18 protein-coding genes and 1 riboswitch are annotated in these 16269 nt (G+C 45.8%); of the genes, 9 read left to right on the top strand and 9 right to left on the bottom strand.

Annotation, left to right across the window (positions count from 1 at the left end; genetic code table 11):
* The first annotated feature begins 126 nt into the window (after positions 1-126).
* Positions 127-570 (top strand): FixH family protein, encoded by a 444-nt coding sequence (locus MKY62_RS15990; protein WP_003184613.1) that lies wholly within the window; start codon positions 127-129, stop codon positions 568-570.
* Here MKY62_RS15990 and ytzI read toward each other — a convergent pair.
* Positions 564-707, bottom strand: coding sequence for a YtzI protein (ytzI, locus tag MKY62_RS15985; protein ID WP_003184611.1), 144 nt, complete (start codon positions 705-707; stop codon positions 564-566). The two genes, MKY62_RS15990 and ytzI, sit on opposite strands and share 7 nt — an antisense overlap.
* A 133-nt stretch (positions 708-840) precedes the next feature.
* Here ytzI and MKY62_RS15980 point away from each other — a divergent pair, with 133 nt between their 5' ends.
* From MKY62_RS15980 to ytkD, 4 genes are all read left to right on the top strand, one after another.
* Positions 841-1278, top strand: a complete 438-nt coding sequence (locus tag MKY62_RS15980) for a Dps family protein (RefSeq protein WP_003184609.1) — start codon at positions 841-843, stop codon at positions 1276-1278.
* Positions 1279-1429: 151 nt separating this feature from the next.
* Positions 1430-1834 (top strand): phage holin family protein, encoded by a 405-nt coding sequence (locus tag MKY62_RS15975; RefSeq protein ID WP_003184607.1) that lies wholly within the window; start codon positions 1430-1432, stop codon positions 1832-1834.
* A 47-nt stretch (positions 1835-1881) separates the two neighbouring features.
* Entirely contained in the window at positions 1882-2205 is a 324-nt protein-coding gene (locus tag MKY62_RS15970) for a hypothetical protein (RefSeq protein ID WP_003184604.1), read from the top strand.
* Between the two features lie 194 nt (positions 2206-2399).
* Entirely contained in the window at positions 2400-2876 is a 477-nt protein-coding gene (gene ytkD / locus MKY62_RS15965; RefSeq protein ID WP_003184602.1) for an RNA deprotection pyrophosphohydrolase, read from the top strand.
* Positions 2877-2906: 30 nt separating this feature from the next.
* Here ytkD and MKY62_RS15960 read toward each other — a convergent pair whose 3' ends face one another.
* From MKY62_RS15960 to MKY62_RS15950, 3 genes are read right to left on the bottom strand one after another with little or no spacing between them, the layout of a single operon-like run.
* The gene (locus tag MKY62_RS15960) at positions 2907-3731 is read right to left on the bottom strand and encodes an ABC transporter permease (protein ID WP_009329424.1); all 825 of its coding nucleotides are present in this window, start codon (positions 3729-3731) and stop codon (positions 2907-2909) included.
* Entirely contained in the window at positions 3694-4482 is a 789-nt protein-coding gene (locus MKY62_RS15955) for an ABC transporter ATP-binding protein (protein ID WP_003184598.1), read from the bottom strand. The genes MKY62_RS15960 and MKY62_RS15955 overlap by 38 nt, the downstream gene beginning before the upstream one ends.
* Positions 4483-4494: 12 nt before the next feature.
* Complete coding sequence (locus MKY62_RS15950) at positions 4495-5451, bottom strand: ABC transporter substrate-binding protein (RefSeq protein ID WP_223307122.1); 957 nt, start codon at positions 5449-5451, stop codon at positions 4495-4497.
* Between the two features lie 143 nt (positions 5452-5594).
* On the opposite strand from MKY62_RS15950, the gene MKY62_RS15945 reads away from it, so the two are divergent.
* Together MKY62_RS15945 and MKY62_RS15940 are read left to right on the top strand one after the other, a co-directional pair.
* The gene (locus tag MKY62_RS15945) at positions 5595-6395 is read left to right on the top strand and encodes a prolyl oligopeptidase family serine peptidase (protein ID WP_003184595.1); all 801 of its coding nucleotides are present in this window, start codon (positions 5595-5597) and stop codon (positions 6393-6395) included.
* 24 nt (positions 6396-6419) lie between these two features.
* Positions 6420-6662, top strand: a complete 243-nt coding sequence (locus tag MKY62_RS15940; RefSeq protein ID WP_003184592.1) for a DUF2584 domain-containing protein — start codon at positions 6420-6422, stop codon at positions 6660-6662.
* Between the two features lie 40 nt (positions 6663-6702).
* On the opposite strand, the gene MKY62_RS15935 is transcribed toward MKY62_RS15940, so the two are convergent.
* Both MKY62_RS15935 and pckA read right to left on the bottom strand, forming a co-directional pair.
* Positions 6703-7887 carry a dicarboxylate/amino acid:cation symporter gene (locus tag MKY62_RS15935; RefSeq protein WP_003184590.1) on the bottom strand — a complete coding sequence of 395 codons (1185 nt, stop codon included), beginning with the start codon at positions 7885-7887 and terminating at the stop codon, positions 6703-6705.
* Positions 7888-8136: 249 nt separating this feature from the next.
* Positions 8137-9720, bottom strand: a complete 1584-nt coding sequence (gene pckA / locus MKY62_RS15930; RefSeq protein ID WP_003184588.1) for a phosphoenolpyruvate carboxykinase (ATP) — start codon at positions 9718-9720, stop codon at positions 8137-8139.
* A gap of 194 nt (positions 9721-9914) precedes the next feature.
* Positions 9915-10052: riboswitch (SAM riboswitch) on the top strand.
* A 391-nt stretch (positions 10053-10443) separates the two neighbouring features.
* Between pckA and metK the strand changes: the two genes are divergently transcribed.
* A complete protein-coding gene (metK, locus tag MKY62_RS15925) occupies positions 10444-11646 on the top strand; it encodes a methionine adenosyltransferase (RefSeq protein ID WP_003184586.1) in 1203 nt (400 codons plus the stop codon).
* Positions 11647-11875: 229 nt separating this feature from the next.
* Positions 11876-13774, top strand: coding sequence for an asparagine synthase (glutamine-hydrolyzing) (gene asnB, locus MKY62_RS15920; protein ID WP_003184584.1), 1899 nt, complete (start codon positions 11876-11878; stop codon positions 13772-13774).
* A 43-nt stretch (positions 13775-13817) separates the two neighbouring features.
* Here asnB and MKY62_RS15915 read toward each other — a convergent pair whose 3' ends face one another.
* From MKY62_RS15915 to MKY62_RS15905, 3 genes are all read right to left on the bottom strand, one after another.
* Positions 13818-14954, bottom strand: coding sequence for a glycosyltransferase family 1 protein (locus MKY62_RS15915; RefSeq protein WP_003184583.1), 1137 nt, complete (start codon positions 14952-14954; stop codon positions 13818-13820).
* A 58-nt stretch (positions 14955-15012) separates the two neighbouring features.
* On the bottom strand, positions 15013-15537 hold the full coding sequence (locus tag MKY62_RS15910) for a phosphatase PAP2 family protein (RefSeq protein WP_003184580.1): 525 nt from the start codon (positions 15535-15537) through the stop codon (positions 15013-15015).
* 142 nt (positions 15538-15679) lie between these two features.
* Positions 15680-16231 (bottom strand): gamma carbonic anhydrase family protein, encoded by a 552-nt coding sequence (locus MKY62_RS15905; protein WP_003184578.1) that lies wholly within the window; start codon positions 16229-16231, stop codon positions 15680-15682.
* Positions 16232-16269 lie beyond the last annotated feature (38 nt).

Below are 16269 nucleotides of genomic sequence, written 5' to 3'. Positions count from 1 at the left end.
TTGAAAAAAACCGGCTCATAAGAGAGCCGGTTTTCATTTTTTGTTCACAAAGAAAATAATGCCATTTATCCCTGAACTTTGCTACACTTTATATTGTAATACATATCATAGAAGAAGGGTGATAGGATGCGTTTTGGAAAATGGTTCATTCTCTTATGTTTAGCGGTCGGTCTTTCCGCCTGCAGCCAGGGGGACAAGCAGGCGGCATCGGATGAGGAGCCCAAAGTGCTGACGGCAAAACTGGCGGCGCCTGAATCGGCGGCCAAAAATGAAAAGGCTGTCATAAAAGCGACCGTCCTCTACGGGGAAGAGCCGGTTGCAGATGCCGATGAGGTGGAGTTTGAATGCTGGAAGGCCGGGAGCAAGGAAGATAGCGAGCTAATCAAAGCGAAGAATGAGGGAAAAGGCGTATACAGCATGGAAAAAGCGTTTCCTGAAGACGGCCATTACAAAGTCCAAGTCCATGTCACGGCGAAAAAACAGCATACAATGCCTGTTGCAGACATTAAAGTAGGGAAAGCGACGGATGAGACCGATGAAGATGAAAAAGAAGAAGCCCACCATCATTGATGGGGCTGTTCTTCTTCCCGCGACGGGAGGGGATCGACTTCATGCTTGAAGTCATAAGCTTTTGATGTTGTGACAAGCGATATGGACAGAACGGCGCCGGTGATCAGAATTCCTACAATAATCCAAAAGAGGATCATCACTTACCTCCGAATAGCTTTTTCCAACAGTTTACCATATCAGGCAAAGAAAATCATGATAAAGAGTAAAAGAAATGTTTCCTGCACAAGCTAAACGGGTAAATCAAAAGTAAACGAAAAGGAGGACGATCTAATGTCTGAAAAATTGAAAGCAACCGTCAACAAACAAGTCGCGAACTGGACCGTTCTATATGTGAAGCTACATAATTATCATTGGTATGTGAAAGGGAAAGATTTCTTTACGCTGCATGAAAAATTCGAAGAGCTTTACACAGAAGCGGCAGAGCATATCGATGATTTGGCTGAACGCCTATTGGCCATACAGGGCTCTCCGGTCGGAACGATGAAGGAATGCCTGGAAATGTCCGCGATTAAAGAAGCGGACGGAAGCGAGTCTGCTGAACAAATGGTGCAAAATATTTATAATGACTTTTTAACGGTGGCTGAGGAGCTGAAAAGCGGAATGGAGCTTGCCGATGAAGTCAACGATGAAACGACGGGAGACATGCTGCTCGCGATTCATCAATCGATCGAAAAACACAACTGGATGCTGAAAGCCTACTTAGGGTAAGGAAAAGCTCGGGCAATGCCTGAGCTTTTTTGTGTTTTCGTTCTTTTTAAAGCCTTTTTTAGAAATTGTCAAACAATTCATCCAAGCCTTTCAAAGTCTTTTTTCATAGGATAAGCTATGAAAAGTCTTTTTTGAAAGGATGTTGAAGCATATGTTTAAGGACTTAAGCATCTTTTCGCTCTTTACAATTGGTTTATCGGCCATCGGATTTTTGTTTGGCCGAATCGAATATTTATTTATGATCTTAATTACGCTGATGGGCATTGAATTTGTCAGCAAAAGCTTGAACGAATGTGTGGAAGATCGATTTACAATTAAGAGGCTGTTTACAAGGCTGGCGAAAAAATTGGTTACGCTCTTTCTGATATCCGTTGCCCACCTTTTTGATCAAATGCTGCAAACAGGCAGTTCGATCCGCGATTTTTCTATTATGTTTTATATTTTATATGAAGCGTTTCAAATCGTGAGCACGGCTCATTCGTTAGGAATCCCCGTGCCGCAGATGTTATTGGACATTTTAAATACCATAAAGGAAAAACTCCGGGGAAAGCCGTAACATTTTAAAACAACTGGTCATACTAACACGAAAAAGGATGATTGGCTTTGGAAAAAAAGACATACTATGTTTCGGTGCAAGATGGAATGATTTCGCAGAGCTCTGACGCTTCCCCGTGGGAATTTCAAATTTCGGCGACAGATGATGACATCATCATTTTAAGGGAATATTTTGATCAGCTGTATTCAGAAGACTGGGTCAACTTTTTCAGAGCTCACGTGCCTGCGGTCGAATATCACAATGACAGTGCAAATGATAAAATGGACGAACTGCGCAAAGACATTTACTCGATGCTTTACCGTCTGGGCAATGAAGAAACCAAGTCATTTATCAGTGAAAACGGCCTTGCCGAACTCAATTCAGCAGATTAAAAAATGCTGCTTTTGAAAAGCGCCCGCAGGCGCGGAGTCATCCAGCCTTGCCGCCTTCTCACTCAGGAATGGACAATGAAGTTCTTTAGGGAACGATAAAATTACTGAACTGAACTGGACAAAAACTCTACCGAAAGAACCAATATATGATATGATGAGTGGAAGAAGCAAGGAAACGGATAAGAGGGATTAGGATGTACGAATTTAAAGATTTTTACCGTAATACGGTTCAGCTTTCTTTTGAGAAGGAACCTTTTTCAAAAGAACCAAAGCATGTATGGGTGATCTGCCGTTACGAGGATCAATGGCTGCTGACAAATCATAAGGACAGGGGCCGTGAATTCCCCGGCGGCAAAGTCGAACCGAGCGAAAACGCTGAGGAAGCGGCTTTGCGGGAAGTGAAGGAAGAAACGGGCGCTGTCGTAAGAAAGCTGACCTATCTCGGACAATATAAAGTTCTTGGCAGGGAGAAAGTGATCGTCAAAAATATTTATTTTGCCGATATCGAAAAGATAGAAAAACAGCAGACGTACTATGAGACGAATGGTCCTGTTTTGCTGAAGAGCCTCCCGAAGGATATCGCAAAAAACAAAAATTACAGTTTTATTATGAAAGATTCCGTCCTGACGATCAGTCTTGAAAAGCTGAAAAAGGCCGGCATCATCAAATAAAAAGCCCTGCATTTGCAGGGTTTTTTCATGTTATACTCTGCCTTTCATCCACTTTCTTTCCAACAGCTCGACACCTTGATACATCAATGTTGCGAAGACGGCGATGATCAGGAGGCTCAGCATGACGAGGTTGAAATTAAAGACTTGAAAGCCGTAGATGATCATATAGCCGAGGCCTTGAGCCGATACTAAAAATTCTCCTACGATGACACCGACCCAGCTCAAGCCGACATTGACCTTCAGTGTAGATATGATCGTCGGAATGGAAGCGGGCAAAATGACTTCTTTGAAAATCTCGCGTTTCGTAGCGCCGAATGTTTTCATCACTTTTAAATAGTTTTCATCAATTTCTTGAAAGGACGTATAGACGACGATAGTCGTAATGATAACGCTGATGATGGCGCCCATTGCAATAATGCTCGTCAAGCTGGGGCCGATCGCAACGATGAGAATGGGACCCAGCGCCACTTTCGGCATCGCATTTAAGACGACAAGATACGGATCTAATATTTTGGAGAGCCTCGGGAACCACCATAAGAGGGCGGCTAGAAAAGTTCCAAGCAATGTTCCGGCCAGGAAGCCGAGGATGGTTTCAAATACGGTTACACCGATATGTCCCGGCAATGATCCGTCTCCCATTTTTTCGAGGAAAAGCGCCCAGACGGCTGAAGGAGAGCTGAAGATCAGCGGATCGATCCATGCCAGACGGCTTGCGGTTTCCCACAGCGAAAAGAAAACGATGAAAATCGCGATTTGAAAAAAGCGGACCCGCCTTTTTTCGGCCTGCTGCTCCTTTAAAAAAGCCTCATGAAGGAAGTCAACTTTTGGTTTCGGATGTTTGTTGTTCAAGGTCATTGAGCTCCTTCCATATGTTCTGAAAGAGGGGCTGAAATTCCGGTTCCTGCCTCGCTTCAAACGGTGTCAGCTTCCTGATCGGTTCAGGAACGGCAAATGTTTTATGGATAGTGCCCGGCTGCTTTGAAAATAGCAGAATCCGGTCGCTCATCGCTATCGCTTCACCGATATCATGGGTCACGAGCACCGCTGTTTTTTGATACGTCTTTAACGTGTTGAACACTAAATCTTCGAGGTTCAATTTTGTCTGATAGTCAAGGGCTGAAAAAGGTTCATCAAGCAGAAGGATATCGGGGTCGACAGCGAGAGTGCGGGCAAGCGCCGCCCTTTGCCTCATGCCGCCCGAGAGCTCTTTTGGATACTTTTTTTCAACCTCGTAAAGCCCGAATTTTTTCAGCAGGCCGAGAGCGGTTTCCTTCGTTTCCGGGCCTAGTTTTTTGGAAATGTGCAAACCGATTAAGACGTTTTCCTCAATGGTTTTCCAGGGAAATAAATAATCCTGCTGGAGCATATAACCGATGTGCCGATCCTTTCCATCAGGTGTGCGCCCTTCAACCAAGACGCGTCCTTCCGTGGGGGAAACGATGCCGGCGATGATCGATAAAAGCGTTGTTTTGCCGCATCCGCTTGGGCCGAGAAACGAAACAAATTCGCCTTTTTCGACTTCAATGCTGACGTTTTCCAGCGCCGCTGTTTTTTCCTTCAATGAAAAGTAAGTATGTGTGACATCCTGAACTTGCAGAAAAGACACTGCGGCCACCTCCTAGTAATTTTTTGTGACCTTTTCGGCGATCTTTGTATTGACCAGCTTTTGATGAGGGGTGCGCTTCGGCAGCTCGCCGGCTTCATCCATGATGGTTTGAAGCTGGTTCCATTCTTTTTCATCCAAAACAGGATCAAGAGCAAAAGACTGTTGTTGTTTATACCGTTCGATTGAAGATGCAATGATTGAAAGCTCGGTATCTTTAAAATAATCTTGAATGCTTTCGGCTGCTTCTTTTGCAGAGTGCGTCTCAACCCACTGTTGCGCTTTGTAAACCGCGCGGGTGAACTTTTCGACCGCTTCTTTGTTTTTCGTTAAATAGCTTTGTTTGGCCATAAAAGTTGTATATGGGATTCGGCCCGATTCTTTTCCGAAGGAGGCGACAATGCGGCCGATGCCTTCTCTTTCAAAAATGGATGCCTGGGGTTCAAATAATTGAACATAATCACCTGTACCAGATGCAAAGCTGTTTGCGATATTCGCGAAATCAATCGTTTGGATCAGATCCACATCCTTTTTAGGATCGATGCCTTTCTGTTTGAGGACAAATTCGCCTGCCATCTGCGGCATTCCGCCTTTGCGCTGGCCAAGGAACGTTTTGTCTTTCAAATCATCCCAGCTGAAATGCCCCGAATCGTTCCTGGAGACGAGGAAGGTTCCGTCCGTCTGGGTAAGCTGTGCAAAATTAATCACCGGATCGCTTGCGCCCTGGGCATTTACGTATATTGACGTTTCCGAGCCGACAAGCGCAATATCGGCGCCGTTTGACAGAAGGGCAGTCATCGTTTTATCTCCGCCCCAGGTCGTTTTCAGTTCAACATCAAGGCCTTCTTCTTTAAAAAAACCTTCAGATAAGGCGATATATAAAGGCGTATAGAAAACGGAACGGGTCACTTCCGCCAGACGGATCTTTTCGGTCTTTTGTCCGCCGCATGAAGCGAGGATAAACAGCATCATGATGAAGGATAATATGGTAAAAAAGAAACGCTTCAAACCGATTTCCCTCCTTTGATTTCGGTTATTTTCGGCATAAAATAGTTTATGTTATATACTAAACAGGTGTGAGGGACAGCTGCGGATTAAAAGAGGTGACGTGACGAATGTGGATAGAAAAAAGAAGGTTTCCATCGCCGAACAAAGAGGTGCGTCTGTTTTCCGTCACATACCTTTCACAAGGACTCAAGGTTAAGGGGCTTTTGGCCGAACCGGCCGCTCCCGGAAATTATGACGGGTTTTTGTATTTGCGCGGCGGAATTAAAAACGTCGGGATGGTCAGACCGGGCCGAATCGTCCAGTTCGCTTCACAGGGCTTTGTCGTTCTTGCTCCGTTTTACAGGGGCAATCAAGGAGGAGAAGGCGATGAGGATTTTGCAGGTAATGACCGGGAAGATGCTTTTGCCGCTTTTCGTCTTCTTCAGAAGCACGAACTGGTAAAGGACGGACGCGTTCACATTTTTGGCTTTTCCCGCGGCGGAATCATGGGCATCTTAACGGCAATCGAAATGAAAGCAGCGGCCGCTTCGTTTGTGTCTTGGGGCGGTGTCAGCGACATGGTCATGACCTATCGCGAACGAAAAGATTTGCGGCGGATGATGAAGCGGGTCATCGGCGGGACGCCTGAAAAGGTTCCCGAAGCGTATGAATGGAGGAAGCCTTTTGACGAGCTGGAGAAGATTGAAGCGCCCGTGCTTTTGATCCACGGAGCAAACGATGAAAATGTCTCCATCGAGCATGCGCGGCGTCTTGAGCGTGAACTTCTGCGAAGGAACAAGTCTGTGGATACGTGGTATTTCAGCCAATATACCCACTATTTTCCTCCGCGCGAAAACAGGCGGATTGTTAGAGAATTATCCCAATGGATGAAAAGCCGTCCTTGGACAAGTTATGGTAAACTAAAGTAAAAGAGAAAAGGAGGGGGACTTTAGGTGGGAATGCCAGTTGAATTTAACACGATGATTGTGACAAAAGGAAAAGAAACGCGGGTTGAGGAAAATGTGTTTACACTCGAGAAAGAAGGTTATCGGGTTTACCCTCTTCATGTGCCGCTTGAAGTCAGAAAGACCAAGCGGGGCGACATTACCGGCACCGCGAAGGCGGAGCGCCTTGAATGGTCAGACGGACGGACTCATTTAACATACAGGCTCGTATCATTAAATTCCACGAATTAAAAAAAGCCAAGGCGCGGATAGCGTCCTTGGCTTTTCTGTATTATGCAGGCACATTTTCCTCTTTTCCGATTCCTTTTTTGGAAGTCAGCCTGTGAATCAGCATGGTGAGAGCGCCGTCTCCTGTTACGTTCGTTGCTGTGCCCAAGCTGTCCTGGGCAAGGTAAAGAGCGATCATCAACGATACGCTAGTTTCATTAAAGCCGAGCATCGACTGCAACAATCCGGCAGCGGCCATGACGGCACCGCCTGGTGCACCGGGCGCTGCGACCATTGTGACGCCAAGCATTAAAATGAACGGCATCATGACCGAAAAAGTCGGCGTTTGACCGTTTAGAATCATCACGCCCATTGCACAGCTTGTCAGTGTAATTGTGCTTCCTGACAAATGAATGTTGGCCAGGAGCGGAACGGCGAAGTCAGCCACTTTTTGGCTTGCCCCCGTTTTTCTGACTTGTCTCAGCGTAACGGGAATCGTTGCCGCTGACGATTGTGTGCCGAGCGCGGTGAAGTATGCCGGTGCTACGATTTTCAACAGCGACAGCGGATTTCTGCCGTTTGCAGCACCCGCAACGGAGTACTGAATCAAGAGTATGACAAGGTGAAGCACGATAATCATCACGAAAACTTTCGCAAATACGGATAGAATCGTCTGCACCTGACCGCCGAACGTCATATTGGTGAAAATACCGAAAATATGAACAGGCAGTAACGGAATAATAATATATGATATCAGCTTTTCAACGATCGTTTGAAATTCATCAAACGCGTTTTTTAATGTTTTTCCGGGCAGATAAGCGATGCCGATCCCCATGATGAAAGCAAAAATCAGTGCGCTCATCACGCTCATAAACGGCGTCATTTCAATGGTGAAAAATCCTGCTTGCAGTACTTCTTCCGGATTTTTAAACTCCTGCAGCTGATGGCCGGAAATGATCGCGGGAAGAAGGTTTGAACCGACAAGGTACGCCAGGAGGCCTGCAAAAATGGTTGACGTGTAGGCGATACCTGCCGTAATGCCGAGGATTTTTCCGGCGCCGCTGCCGATTTGTCCGATGCCGGGAATAATAAAAGCGATAATAATAAAAGGAATGACAAATTTAATGAAGCTTCCAAAAATATCATTGAAAGTAGCTGCCGTTTTGACGAACCAAAGCGGAGCAAAGCTTCCGACGATAACACCAAGAACAATTGCCGTAATGATCCTTGGCAGTAATCCAAATTTCATAGATGTGTCCTCCTGAAATATACAAATGTTTTTATAATATTAACATATGAAAGATTTCTTTTGTTAAAAATAAAAAAAGTCTGTATTTTCAAATAATAATACTTGCAAATTGGAATCGTTTTATCTGAGGCGGTGCTTGACTGTCATCTTGATCATTGCCCAGGAAATGGCATCGGCCGCTGATAGGCGAAGAGGTTTTCGATAAACTGGATCAGCGCAGAAGATCTGCGCTGATGCAAGCAGGCTGAGTTAAACGAGCGGTCCTCCGGCTTTTTCGATGTTTTCCGTATTGGAGAACTTTTTGAAATTCTGTTTGAATGCTTTCGCCAGGTGGATCGCTTTTTCCTCGTATTCGTTTTCATCTGTCCAAGTTTTGGCCGGGTCAAGCACTTGATCAGGCACACCCGGAACGTGGACAGGTGAATGAAGTCCGAAAATGCGGTCAGTCCTCATTTCGGCTTTATCCAGTTCTCCTTCTATTGCGGCCTGAACCATCGCTCTCGTATATGCGAGGCTCATTCTTTCCCCGGTTCCGTATCCGCCGCCGGTCCAGCCTGTATTGACGAGAAAGACGCCGACCCCGTGCTCATCGATTTTTCTTCCGAGCATTTCAGCGTACACATGTGCCGGAAGCGGGAGGAACGGTGAACCGAAGCAGGTCGAGAATGTGGCTTCAGGAGTGGTGATCCCGCGTTCGGTGCCGGCGAGCTTGCTTGTATATCCGCTCAGGAAATGATACATGGCTTGTTCTTTCGTTAACTTGCTGATCGGAGGAAGCACGCCGAAAGCATCTGCGGTCAAAAATACGATGGTCTGCGGGTGCGCTGCGATGCTCGGCTTGACGATGTTGTCAATCGCGTCAATCGGGTAAGCCGCTCTCGTGTTTTCCGTGTAGAATGAGTCGGAATAGTCCGGCTCTCCGGTTTTGCTGTCAACCACGACATTTTCGAGAACGGAACCGAAGCGGATCGCATTGTAAATCTGCGGTTCTTTTTCTTCGCTTAAGTTAATGCATTTGGCGTAGCAGCCTCCTTCAATGTTGAAAACGCCTGTGCTGGACCAGCCGTGTTCGTCGTCGCCGATCAGCTTCCGCTTCGGATCGGCGGAAAGCGTCGTTTTGCCTGTACCTGACAATCCGAAGAAGAGAGCAGTTCCGCCTTCCTCGCCAATGTTTGCCGAACAGTGCATCGGTAGAATGTTTTGTTCAGGCAGAAGAAAATTCATAATAGAAAAAATCGATTTTTTCATCTCTCCGGCATATTCGGTGCCTCCGATTAAGATCGTCCGCTTCTCAAACGACACGATGATAAACGTTTCAGATCTGGTTCCGTCAACGAGCGGATCGGCTTTGAAATGCGGAGCTGAAAGAATCGTAAACGGCTGTTCTTCAGGTTTTTTATCATGTTCTTCAGGTCTGATGAACAACTGTCTTGCAAACAGGTTGTGCCAGGCGAACTCGTTGACAACAGTAATCGGAAGCCGGTATTTTTCGTCTGCTCCTGCAAACCCTTCAAATACATACAATTCATCGCGTTCCTTTAAATAGCCGAGCACTTTTGCGTACAGCCGGTCAAAGGCGGCTTCTGAAATCGGCTGGTTTACTGCGCCCCAATCGATTTTGTCCTTTGTGCTCGCTTCTTCCACAATGAATTTGTCTTTTGGCGAGCGGCCGGTGTATGTACCGGTTGTTGCCCGCACGGCTCCGGAAGATGTCAAGACTCCTTCTTTGCGCTCAAGGATCTTTTCAACCAAATGGGGAACGGATAAGTTCATCTGAACGTTTTCGCCCGTTAATAGCGTTTGTAAGTCAGTTGTTAAATCTACAGAATTCATAAAAAACCTTCCTTTGCGTGTTTTTTAATGTGTATAACATTAATGTAGAATTAGTATAACACATTTACTCTTATAGTCTATACCGTTTCTTCATTTTTCGTTCGGGTTTTTTCTCGTAGGACAAGTTCAAATTTATTTCGGCCGATATTGACATAACAAGCCATTTTAAGATAAGATATTTCATTGAGCGGATACTCTTATCCCGAGCTGGTGGAGGGACAGGCCCAATGAAACCCAGCAACCGGTTTCTCTTATTAATGGAAAAAAACAGTTTCTGAGACAACTACGGTGCTAACCTGATGCAAGGTGTTCAATACCTTGAGCGATAAGAGTGAAAGGCACGCAATACCAGACCCTTTCCTCACCGAATAGGAAAAGGTTTTTTTATTGCATAAATCGAGATCCAAAAATTGCTAAAAAAACTGCCTTCAGGAGGAAGGTACTGGGCGTTTTTCACAGGACGTGAAAGGTTTTAGCCGAGTATCAAGCAGGAGGAAGGTACTGGGCGTTTTTCACAGGACGTGAAAGGTCTAGCCGGGCAACCAGTCAGGAAAAATTCTGCTAAGGGGAATTTCGACTCAGAATCTCGTCAAGAATAGCATAATGGAAATTGTTTCAAAACGAGAGCGTATGAAGCCCGAGTATCGTCATATAATCAAGAGGGACGAGTTCCGTATCATACTTAAGATCACGGCTGATCTTCATATACAGGAGGAAACATAAATGAGCAAAAACCGTCGGTTATTTACATCAGAGTCAGTTACGGAGGGACATCCGGACAAAATTTGCGACCAGATTTCGGATAGTATATTAGACGAAATTTTAAAGAAAGATCCGAATGCCCGCGTTGCCTGTGAAACATCTGTGACAACCGGATTGGTGCTGGTAAGCGGTGAAATCACGACGTCCACATACGTCGATATTCCGAAAACAGTCCGCGAAACGATTAAAGAAATTGGCTACACACGTGCAAAATACGGTTTTGATGCCGAAACTTGCGCGGTCTTAACGTCTATAGATGAACAGTCTCCAGACATTGCAATGGGAGTCGACCAGGCGCTTGAAGCGCGTGAAGGAGCAATGAGCGACGCTGAAATTGAAGCGATCGGAGCCGGAGACCAAGGTTTAATGTTCGGTTTTGCCTGCAACGAAACAAAGGAACTTATGCCGCTGCCGATTTCGCTTGCCCATAAATTGTCTCGCCGTTTGACAGAAGTCCGCAAAGAGGAAATTCTGCCGTATCTGCGTCCGGACGGAAAGACACAGGTAACCGTTGAGTATGATGAGAACAACAAGCCGATTCGCATCGATACAATCGTCATTTCGACTCAGCATCATCCTGAGATTTCGCTTGAACAAATCCAGCGCAATCTGAAAGAGCACGTCATCAATCCGGTAGTTCCAAAAGAGCTGATCGATGAAAACACGAAATACTTCATTAATCCTACGGGCCGTTTTGTTATCGGCGGACCGCAGGGGGATGCCGGTTTAACAGGGCGCAAAATCATCGTTGACACCTATGGCGGCTATGCCCGTCACGGAGGCGGAGCGTTTTCCGGCAAGGATGCGACAAAGGTTGACAGATCTGCAGCTTATGCAGCGAGATATGTAGCGAAAAATATCGTCGCCGCAGGCCTTGCTGATTCCTGTGAAGTACAGCTTGCCTACGCGATCGGTGTCGCTCAGCCGGTGTCCATTTCAATCGATACATTCGGTACAGGCAAAGCGAGTGAAGAAACATTGATCGAAGTGGTTCGCAAAAACTTTGATCTAAGACCTGCCGGCATTATTAAAATGCTCGATCTTCGCCGTCCGATTTACAAACAAACGGCAGCTTACGGACATTTCGGCCGCCTCGATCTCGATCTGCCTTGGGAGCGCACAGACAAAGCAGATCAGCTGAAGAAAGATGCATTAGGAGAATAACAACCGCATAGCCGCTTTAATAAGCGGCTTTGTTTTTCGATGGCAAAATGCGGGCGGATGTTGAAACTTGAAAAATATCCAGATTTAATATTGATGTGATATTGCCAGATACAAATATTTTAATATGAACATTTTTCAAGTTTCTTGAAACGTTTTTCTTTAAACACTTGTCTAATCAAGAAGCAGACTTTGATTTCTGCACGAAATTTAAAAAATCGGAGGCAATACTATGTGTGGATTTGTAGGGGTATTCAATCATCGCCCATCATCCGAGACAGCAGCACAGGAAGAACTGATTAAACAAATGAATGAAATGATTGTACACCGCGGTCCGGACGATGATGGGTACTATCATGATGAGCATGTAGGCTTCGGATTTAGAAGGCTCAGCATCATCGATGTGGAAAATGGAGGACAGCCTCTGTCTTATGAAGACGACTCCTATTGGATTATTTTTAATGGAGAAATCTATAACTATATAGAACTGAAAGACGAACTTCTTTCTAAAGGATACGAGTTCAAAACCGATTCAGATACGGAAGTTTTGCTTGCGACTTACCGCCACTACAAACAGGAAGCCGCTTCAAAGCTGCGCGGTATGTTTGCTTTTTTAATCTGGGATAAAAAAGAGCAGCTTCTATACGGAGCGCGCGATCCGTTCGGCATTAAGCCGCTCTATTTTACGAAAACGGACGGCCACGTTTATTTTGCGTCAGAAAGAAAGAGCCTGATGGCTGTCGATGCTGACTTGGAATTGAATGAAAAAGCGCTTCAGCAGTATACATCGTTCCAATTCGTTCCGGAGCCTGAGACGCTGGACAAAAAGGTGCAAAAAGTAGAGTCGGGCCATCAGTTTACCGTCCGCCCGGGTGAGGATATTCAATTTAAAACATACTGGAAAGTTCAATTCAAGCCGGTTCAGACAGAAGAAGACAAGCTTGTTCAGGAAGTAAGAGACGCGATCTTTGATTCTGTAAAAGTTCATATGCGAAGCGATGTGCCTGTAGGTTCCTTCCTTTCCGGGGGCATTGACTCGTCCTTTATCGTGTCAGTGGCGAAGCAATTCCATCCCAACTTAAAGACGTTCTCTGTCGGCTTTGAACATGAAGGCTTCAGCGAAGTTGACGTTGCGAAAGAAACCGCTGATAAGGTCGGCGTGGAAAACTTCAGCGCGATCATTTCCCCTGAGGAATATATGAACGAGCTTCCAAAGATCGTCTGGCATCTGGATGATCCTCTGGCAGACCCTGCTGCGATTCCTTTGTATTTTGTCGCGAAGGAAGCGAAGAAGCAAGTTACGGTTGTTTTGTCAGGAGAAGGGGCAGATGAGCTGTTCGGCGGTTACAATATTTACCGAGAGCCGCTTTCATTAAAGCCGTTTGAGCGGATCCCGTCCCCGCTGAAAAAGATGCTTCTGCGCGTAGCTTCAGCGATGCCGGAAGGAATGAAAGGGAAAAGCTTTTTAATGAGGGGCTGTACTCCTCTTGAAGATAGATATATCGGCAATGCAAAGATTTTTGAAGAAGGCATGAAATCAAAACTTCTTCGCCAATATGACAGCAACCTGTCTTACTGTGACGTGACAAAGCCATATTTTGAAGAAAGCAGGTCCTACAGCGAAATCAATAAAATGCAGTATGTCGATATCCACACATGGCTGCGCGGCGATATTTTGCTGAAGGCCGACAAAATGACGATGGCCAATTCGCTGGAGCTTCGCGTTCCGTTTTTGGACAAAGTCGTATTTGAAGCGGCTTCCAAAATTCCCGAAGAGCTGAAAACGAAAAACGGCACGACAAAATATCTTCTTAGAAAAGCGGCGGAAGGCATCGTTCCAGAACACGTGCTAAACCGCAAAAAACTAGGGTTCCCTGTGCCGATCCGCCACTGGCTGAAAAACGAAATGCATGACTGGGCCGTGAACATCATTAAAGAGAGCGAGACAGATGCATATATCCATAAAGATTACGTGCTTCAGCTTCTTGAAGACCACTGCGCCAACAAAGCGGATAACAGCCGCAAAATCTGGACGGTTCTCATCTTTATGATCTGGCACAGCATTTTCGTTGAAAAACGCTTTGTACCGGAAGAGCTGAACCATCAGCCAAAAGAGGTCATTATTGTTTAAGCCAAAAAAAGAAGGTTTTCGATTAACCGGAAACCTTCTTTTTTTATGCCGTTTTTTCTGCTGATAAATCTGCAAGCACGCTTTCACATTCGGAGAGGAGATTGTCAAAGATCACGTCCCACGACTGGGTAAGGGCATAGCTTCTCGCTTCGTATGCCATCCGTTTTTTTAACGATGGGTTGGAGAGGACGCGCAATATATTTGCGGTGAATGCTTCCGGATTTCTAGGTTCGGAAAGAAAACCGTTTCTTCCGTTCTGTATAAAATCTTTCAGGCCGCCGGAGTCTGCCCCGATAACAGGCGTCCCACAGGCGAGCGCTTCAAGGGCGGAATTTCCGAAGGTTTCCGTCGGAGAAGGAAAGACGAACAAATCTGAGCTCGCATAGATGCTTGCCAGCTCTTCTCCTTTGACATAGCCGGCAAAAGTCATGTTGAGGGGAGCTCGCTTCTCAAGCTCTTTTTTTAACGGGCCGTCTCCGGCGATCAGCCAGTGGACGTCATCTTTCAAAGCGGGGTGACTTGCGATCTTGAGCAGCGTCTCCAAGTCTTTTTCAGGTGCAAGCCTTCCGACATAGCTGAGGATATAGGTTTCCTTTATGCCGTATCGCCTGCGGATGTGTTCGGTTTGATGCGCCGGACTGAACTGCGAGCAGTCCACGCCGCGCTTCCAGATGGAGAGGTTCCTGAATTGTTTGGCTTTAAGCTGCATAAATGTTTCGCGCGAAGGCACAAAAACTTTTCGAAAATCTTTATGAAACCAGAGCATATATTTCCATAAGAGTTTGGAAAACATTTGAAGATCATAATATGAAAGGTACTGGTCAAAATCGGTATGGTAAGAGCCTACGACGGGGATGTTCCATTTCTTCGCAAGCTTGAGCCCCGCCAGGCCGATATTAAAAGGAGTCGCGATGTGAATGAGATCGGGATGGAATTCGCGGAGTTCTGATTTCATTTTGATGAGATTAGGAAGAGCGATTCTGCACTCGGGGTATAAGAAGAACGGCATGCTCGTAAAACGGCGGATGCGGCTCGAAAATTGTGTTTCATGCGTGCTTTCCGGCGCAAATACTTTATAGGGCATCCCGTTTTTTTCAAGATAATCCGTATACCTTTTCAGCGTTCTGGCGCAGCCGTTCACATCTGGTGTGAACGTGTCCGTAAATATCGCAATTTTCATCGTTTCCCCTCCTGTTTGTGTGTGAAAAATCAGTGACGCTTTGGAAGAAACGGCCGGCTTAGAAGATCATCGCCGACAAGGTTCCGACTGAAATCCCGAGGGCTGTGCCTGCCAGAACATCCGATGGATAATGAAGACCGAGATAAATCCTGGAGAGCCCCACACTGACGCCAACCGGTATTAATAAAAGCGCGAGTATCGGAAAGAATATCATTAACGGTGTAATAACAGAAAATACAGCTGTCGTATGTCCGGATGGAAAAGAATGATCCTTGAGCGGATTTTGCAAAACCTGAGTTTCCTTTAGCGTTAAATACGGCCGCTTTCTCGGATACAGCTTTTTGATCAGCATGACTTGAAGGTGGCTGACCAAAAGTGCAAGGGCGCTGGCCATCCCCGCTGTACGAACACTTCCCGAGCCGAACAGCAAGAGAGACAGGCAGGCAGAAATCGTGCACATAGCCCCTCCCAAATGAGTTGAGGAACGAAAATAACGGTTGAGTGTTTTTTGATGAAATAATCTGTTCATACCGAGGAAAATCCGGCATTCAAAGTTGTAAATGCCAACCATCAGTTTATTCAAATGTCCTAACCCCCTTTACATGTATGGCTGCTTCATTTTTTATTGTAAAAAATGAATGTTTAGCAAATGATAAGTATTTGTAAAGATTTCGGAAAAAGAAAAAAGCCGCAGACGCGTGCGGCCGAAAAGGTTTTTGCTTAAATTATCGGTGGAAAAATGGTAAAGTTGTAGCAAAGCTAATCTTTTTTTGCAAGGATTTGTAGTATTGTCCTTTTTCAATATATTCTTTGCGTATTCTTTCTATTTCCTGTTTATCTTTGTCGGTTAACGGACGGATGACTTTGGCGGGCCTGCCGAATGCGAGGTGCCCGGACGGGATCTTTTTGCCAGGCGGGACAAGGCTGCCCGCCCCGATAAAAGCGCCTTCCCCGATCTCCGCTTCGTCAAGAATAATCGACCCCATTCCGATAAGGGCATGCTTTCGAATCACGGAGCTGTGCAATGTAACCTGATGGCCTACCGTCACACCGTCTTCAATCACGAGAGGGCGTTCAGGGCTTTGGTGCAGACAGGAAAGGTCTTGAATGTTCACACCTTTTCCAATTCTGACCGGGGCGACATCGCCGCGGATAACAGAAGAGAACCAAATGCTTGATCGCTCTCCGATTGTTACATCACCGGTGATGACCGCGTTGTCGGCGATAAACGCCGTTTCATGAATAACGGGTTCCGTTTTTTTATAAGGGTAGATCATAGGTTTCATCCTTTCATTTATAAAATTGTGTGAGGTGG

Origin of the sequence: Bacillus sp. FSL R7-0646, assembly GCF_037969865.1 — a bacterium.
GTDB lineage: Bacteria > Bacillota > Bacilli > Bacillales > Bacillaceae > Bacillus > Bacillus licheniformis.
This window is presented reverse-complemented; position numbering and strand designations above follow the sequence as displayed.

Excerpts from the sequence above, each read along its gene's own strand:
- MKY62_RS15990 (WP_003184613.1), top strand. The coding sequence starts at position 127 with ATGCGTTTTGGAAAATGGTTCATTCTCTTATGTTTAGCGGTCGGTCTT.
- ytzI (WP_003184611.1), bottom strand. The coding sequence starts at position 707 with ATGATCCTCTTTTGGATTATTGTAGGAATTCTGATCACCGGCGCCGTT.
- MKY62_RS15980 (WP_003184609.1), top strand. The coding sequence starts at position 841 with ATGTCTGAAAAATTGAAAGCAACCGTCAACAAACAAGTCGCGAACTGG.
- MKY62_RS15975 (WP_003184607.1), top strand. The coding sequence starts at position 1,430 with ATGTTTAAGGACTTAAGCATCTTTTCGCTCTTTACAATTGGTTTATCG.
- ytkD (WP_003184602.1), top strand. The coding sequence starts at position 2,400 with ATGTACGAATTTAAAGATTTTTACCGTAATACGGTTCAGCTTTCTTTT.
- MKY62_RS15960 (WP_009329424.1), bottom strand. The coding sequence starts at position 3,731 with ATGACCTTGAACAACAAACATCCGAAACCAAAAGTTGACTTCCTTCAT.
- MKY62_RS15950 (WP_223307122.1), bottom strand. The coding sequence starts at position 5,451 with ATGATGCTGTTTATCCTCGCTTCATGCGGCGGACAAAAGACCGAAAAG.
- MKY62_RS15945 (WP_003184595.1), top strand. The coding sequence starts at position 5,595 with ATGTGGATAGAAAAAAGAAGGTTTCCATCGCCGAACAAAGAGGTGCGT.
- MKY62_RS15935 (WP_003184590.1), bottom strand. The coding sequence starts at position 7,887 with ATGAAATTTGGATTACTGCCAAGGATCATTACGGCAATTGTTCTTGGT.
- pckA (WP_003184588.1), bottom strand. The coding sequence starts at position 9,720 with ATGAATTCTGTAGATTTAACAACTGACTTACAAACGCTATTAACGGGC.
- metK (WP_003184586.1), top strand. The coding sequence starts at position 10,444 with ATGAGCAAAAACCGTCGGTTATTTACATCAGAGTCAGTTACGGAGGGA.
- asnB (WP_003184584.1), top strand. The coding sequence starts at position 11,876 with ATGTGTGGATTTGTAGGGGTATTCAATCATCGCCCATCATCCGAGACA.
- MKY62_RS15915 (WP_003184583.1), bottom strand. The coding sequence starts at position 14,954 with ATGAAAATTGCGATATTTACGGACACGTTCACACCAGATGTGAACGGC.
- MKY62_RS15905 (WP_003184578.1), bottom strand. The coding sequence starts at position 16,231 with ATGATCTACCCTTATAAAAAAACGGAACCCGTTATTCATGAAACGGCG.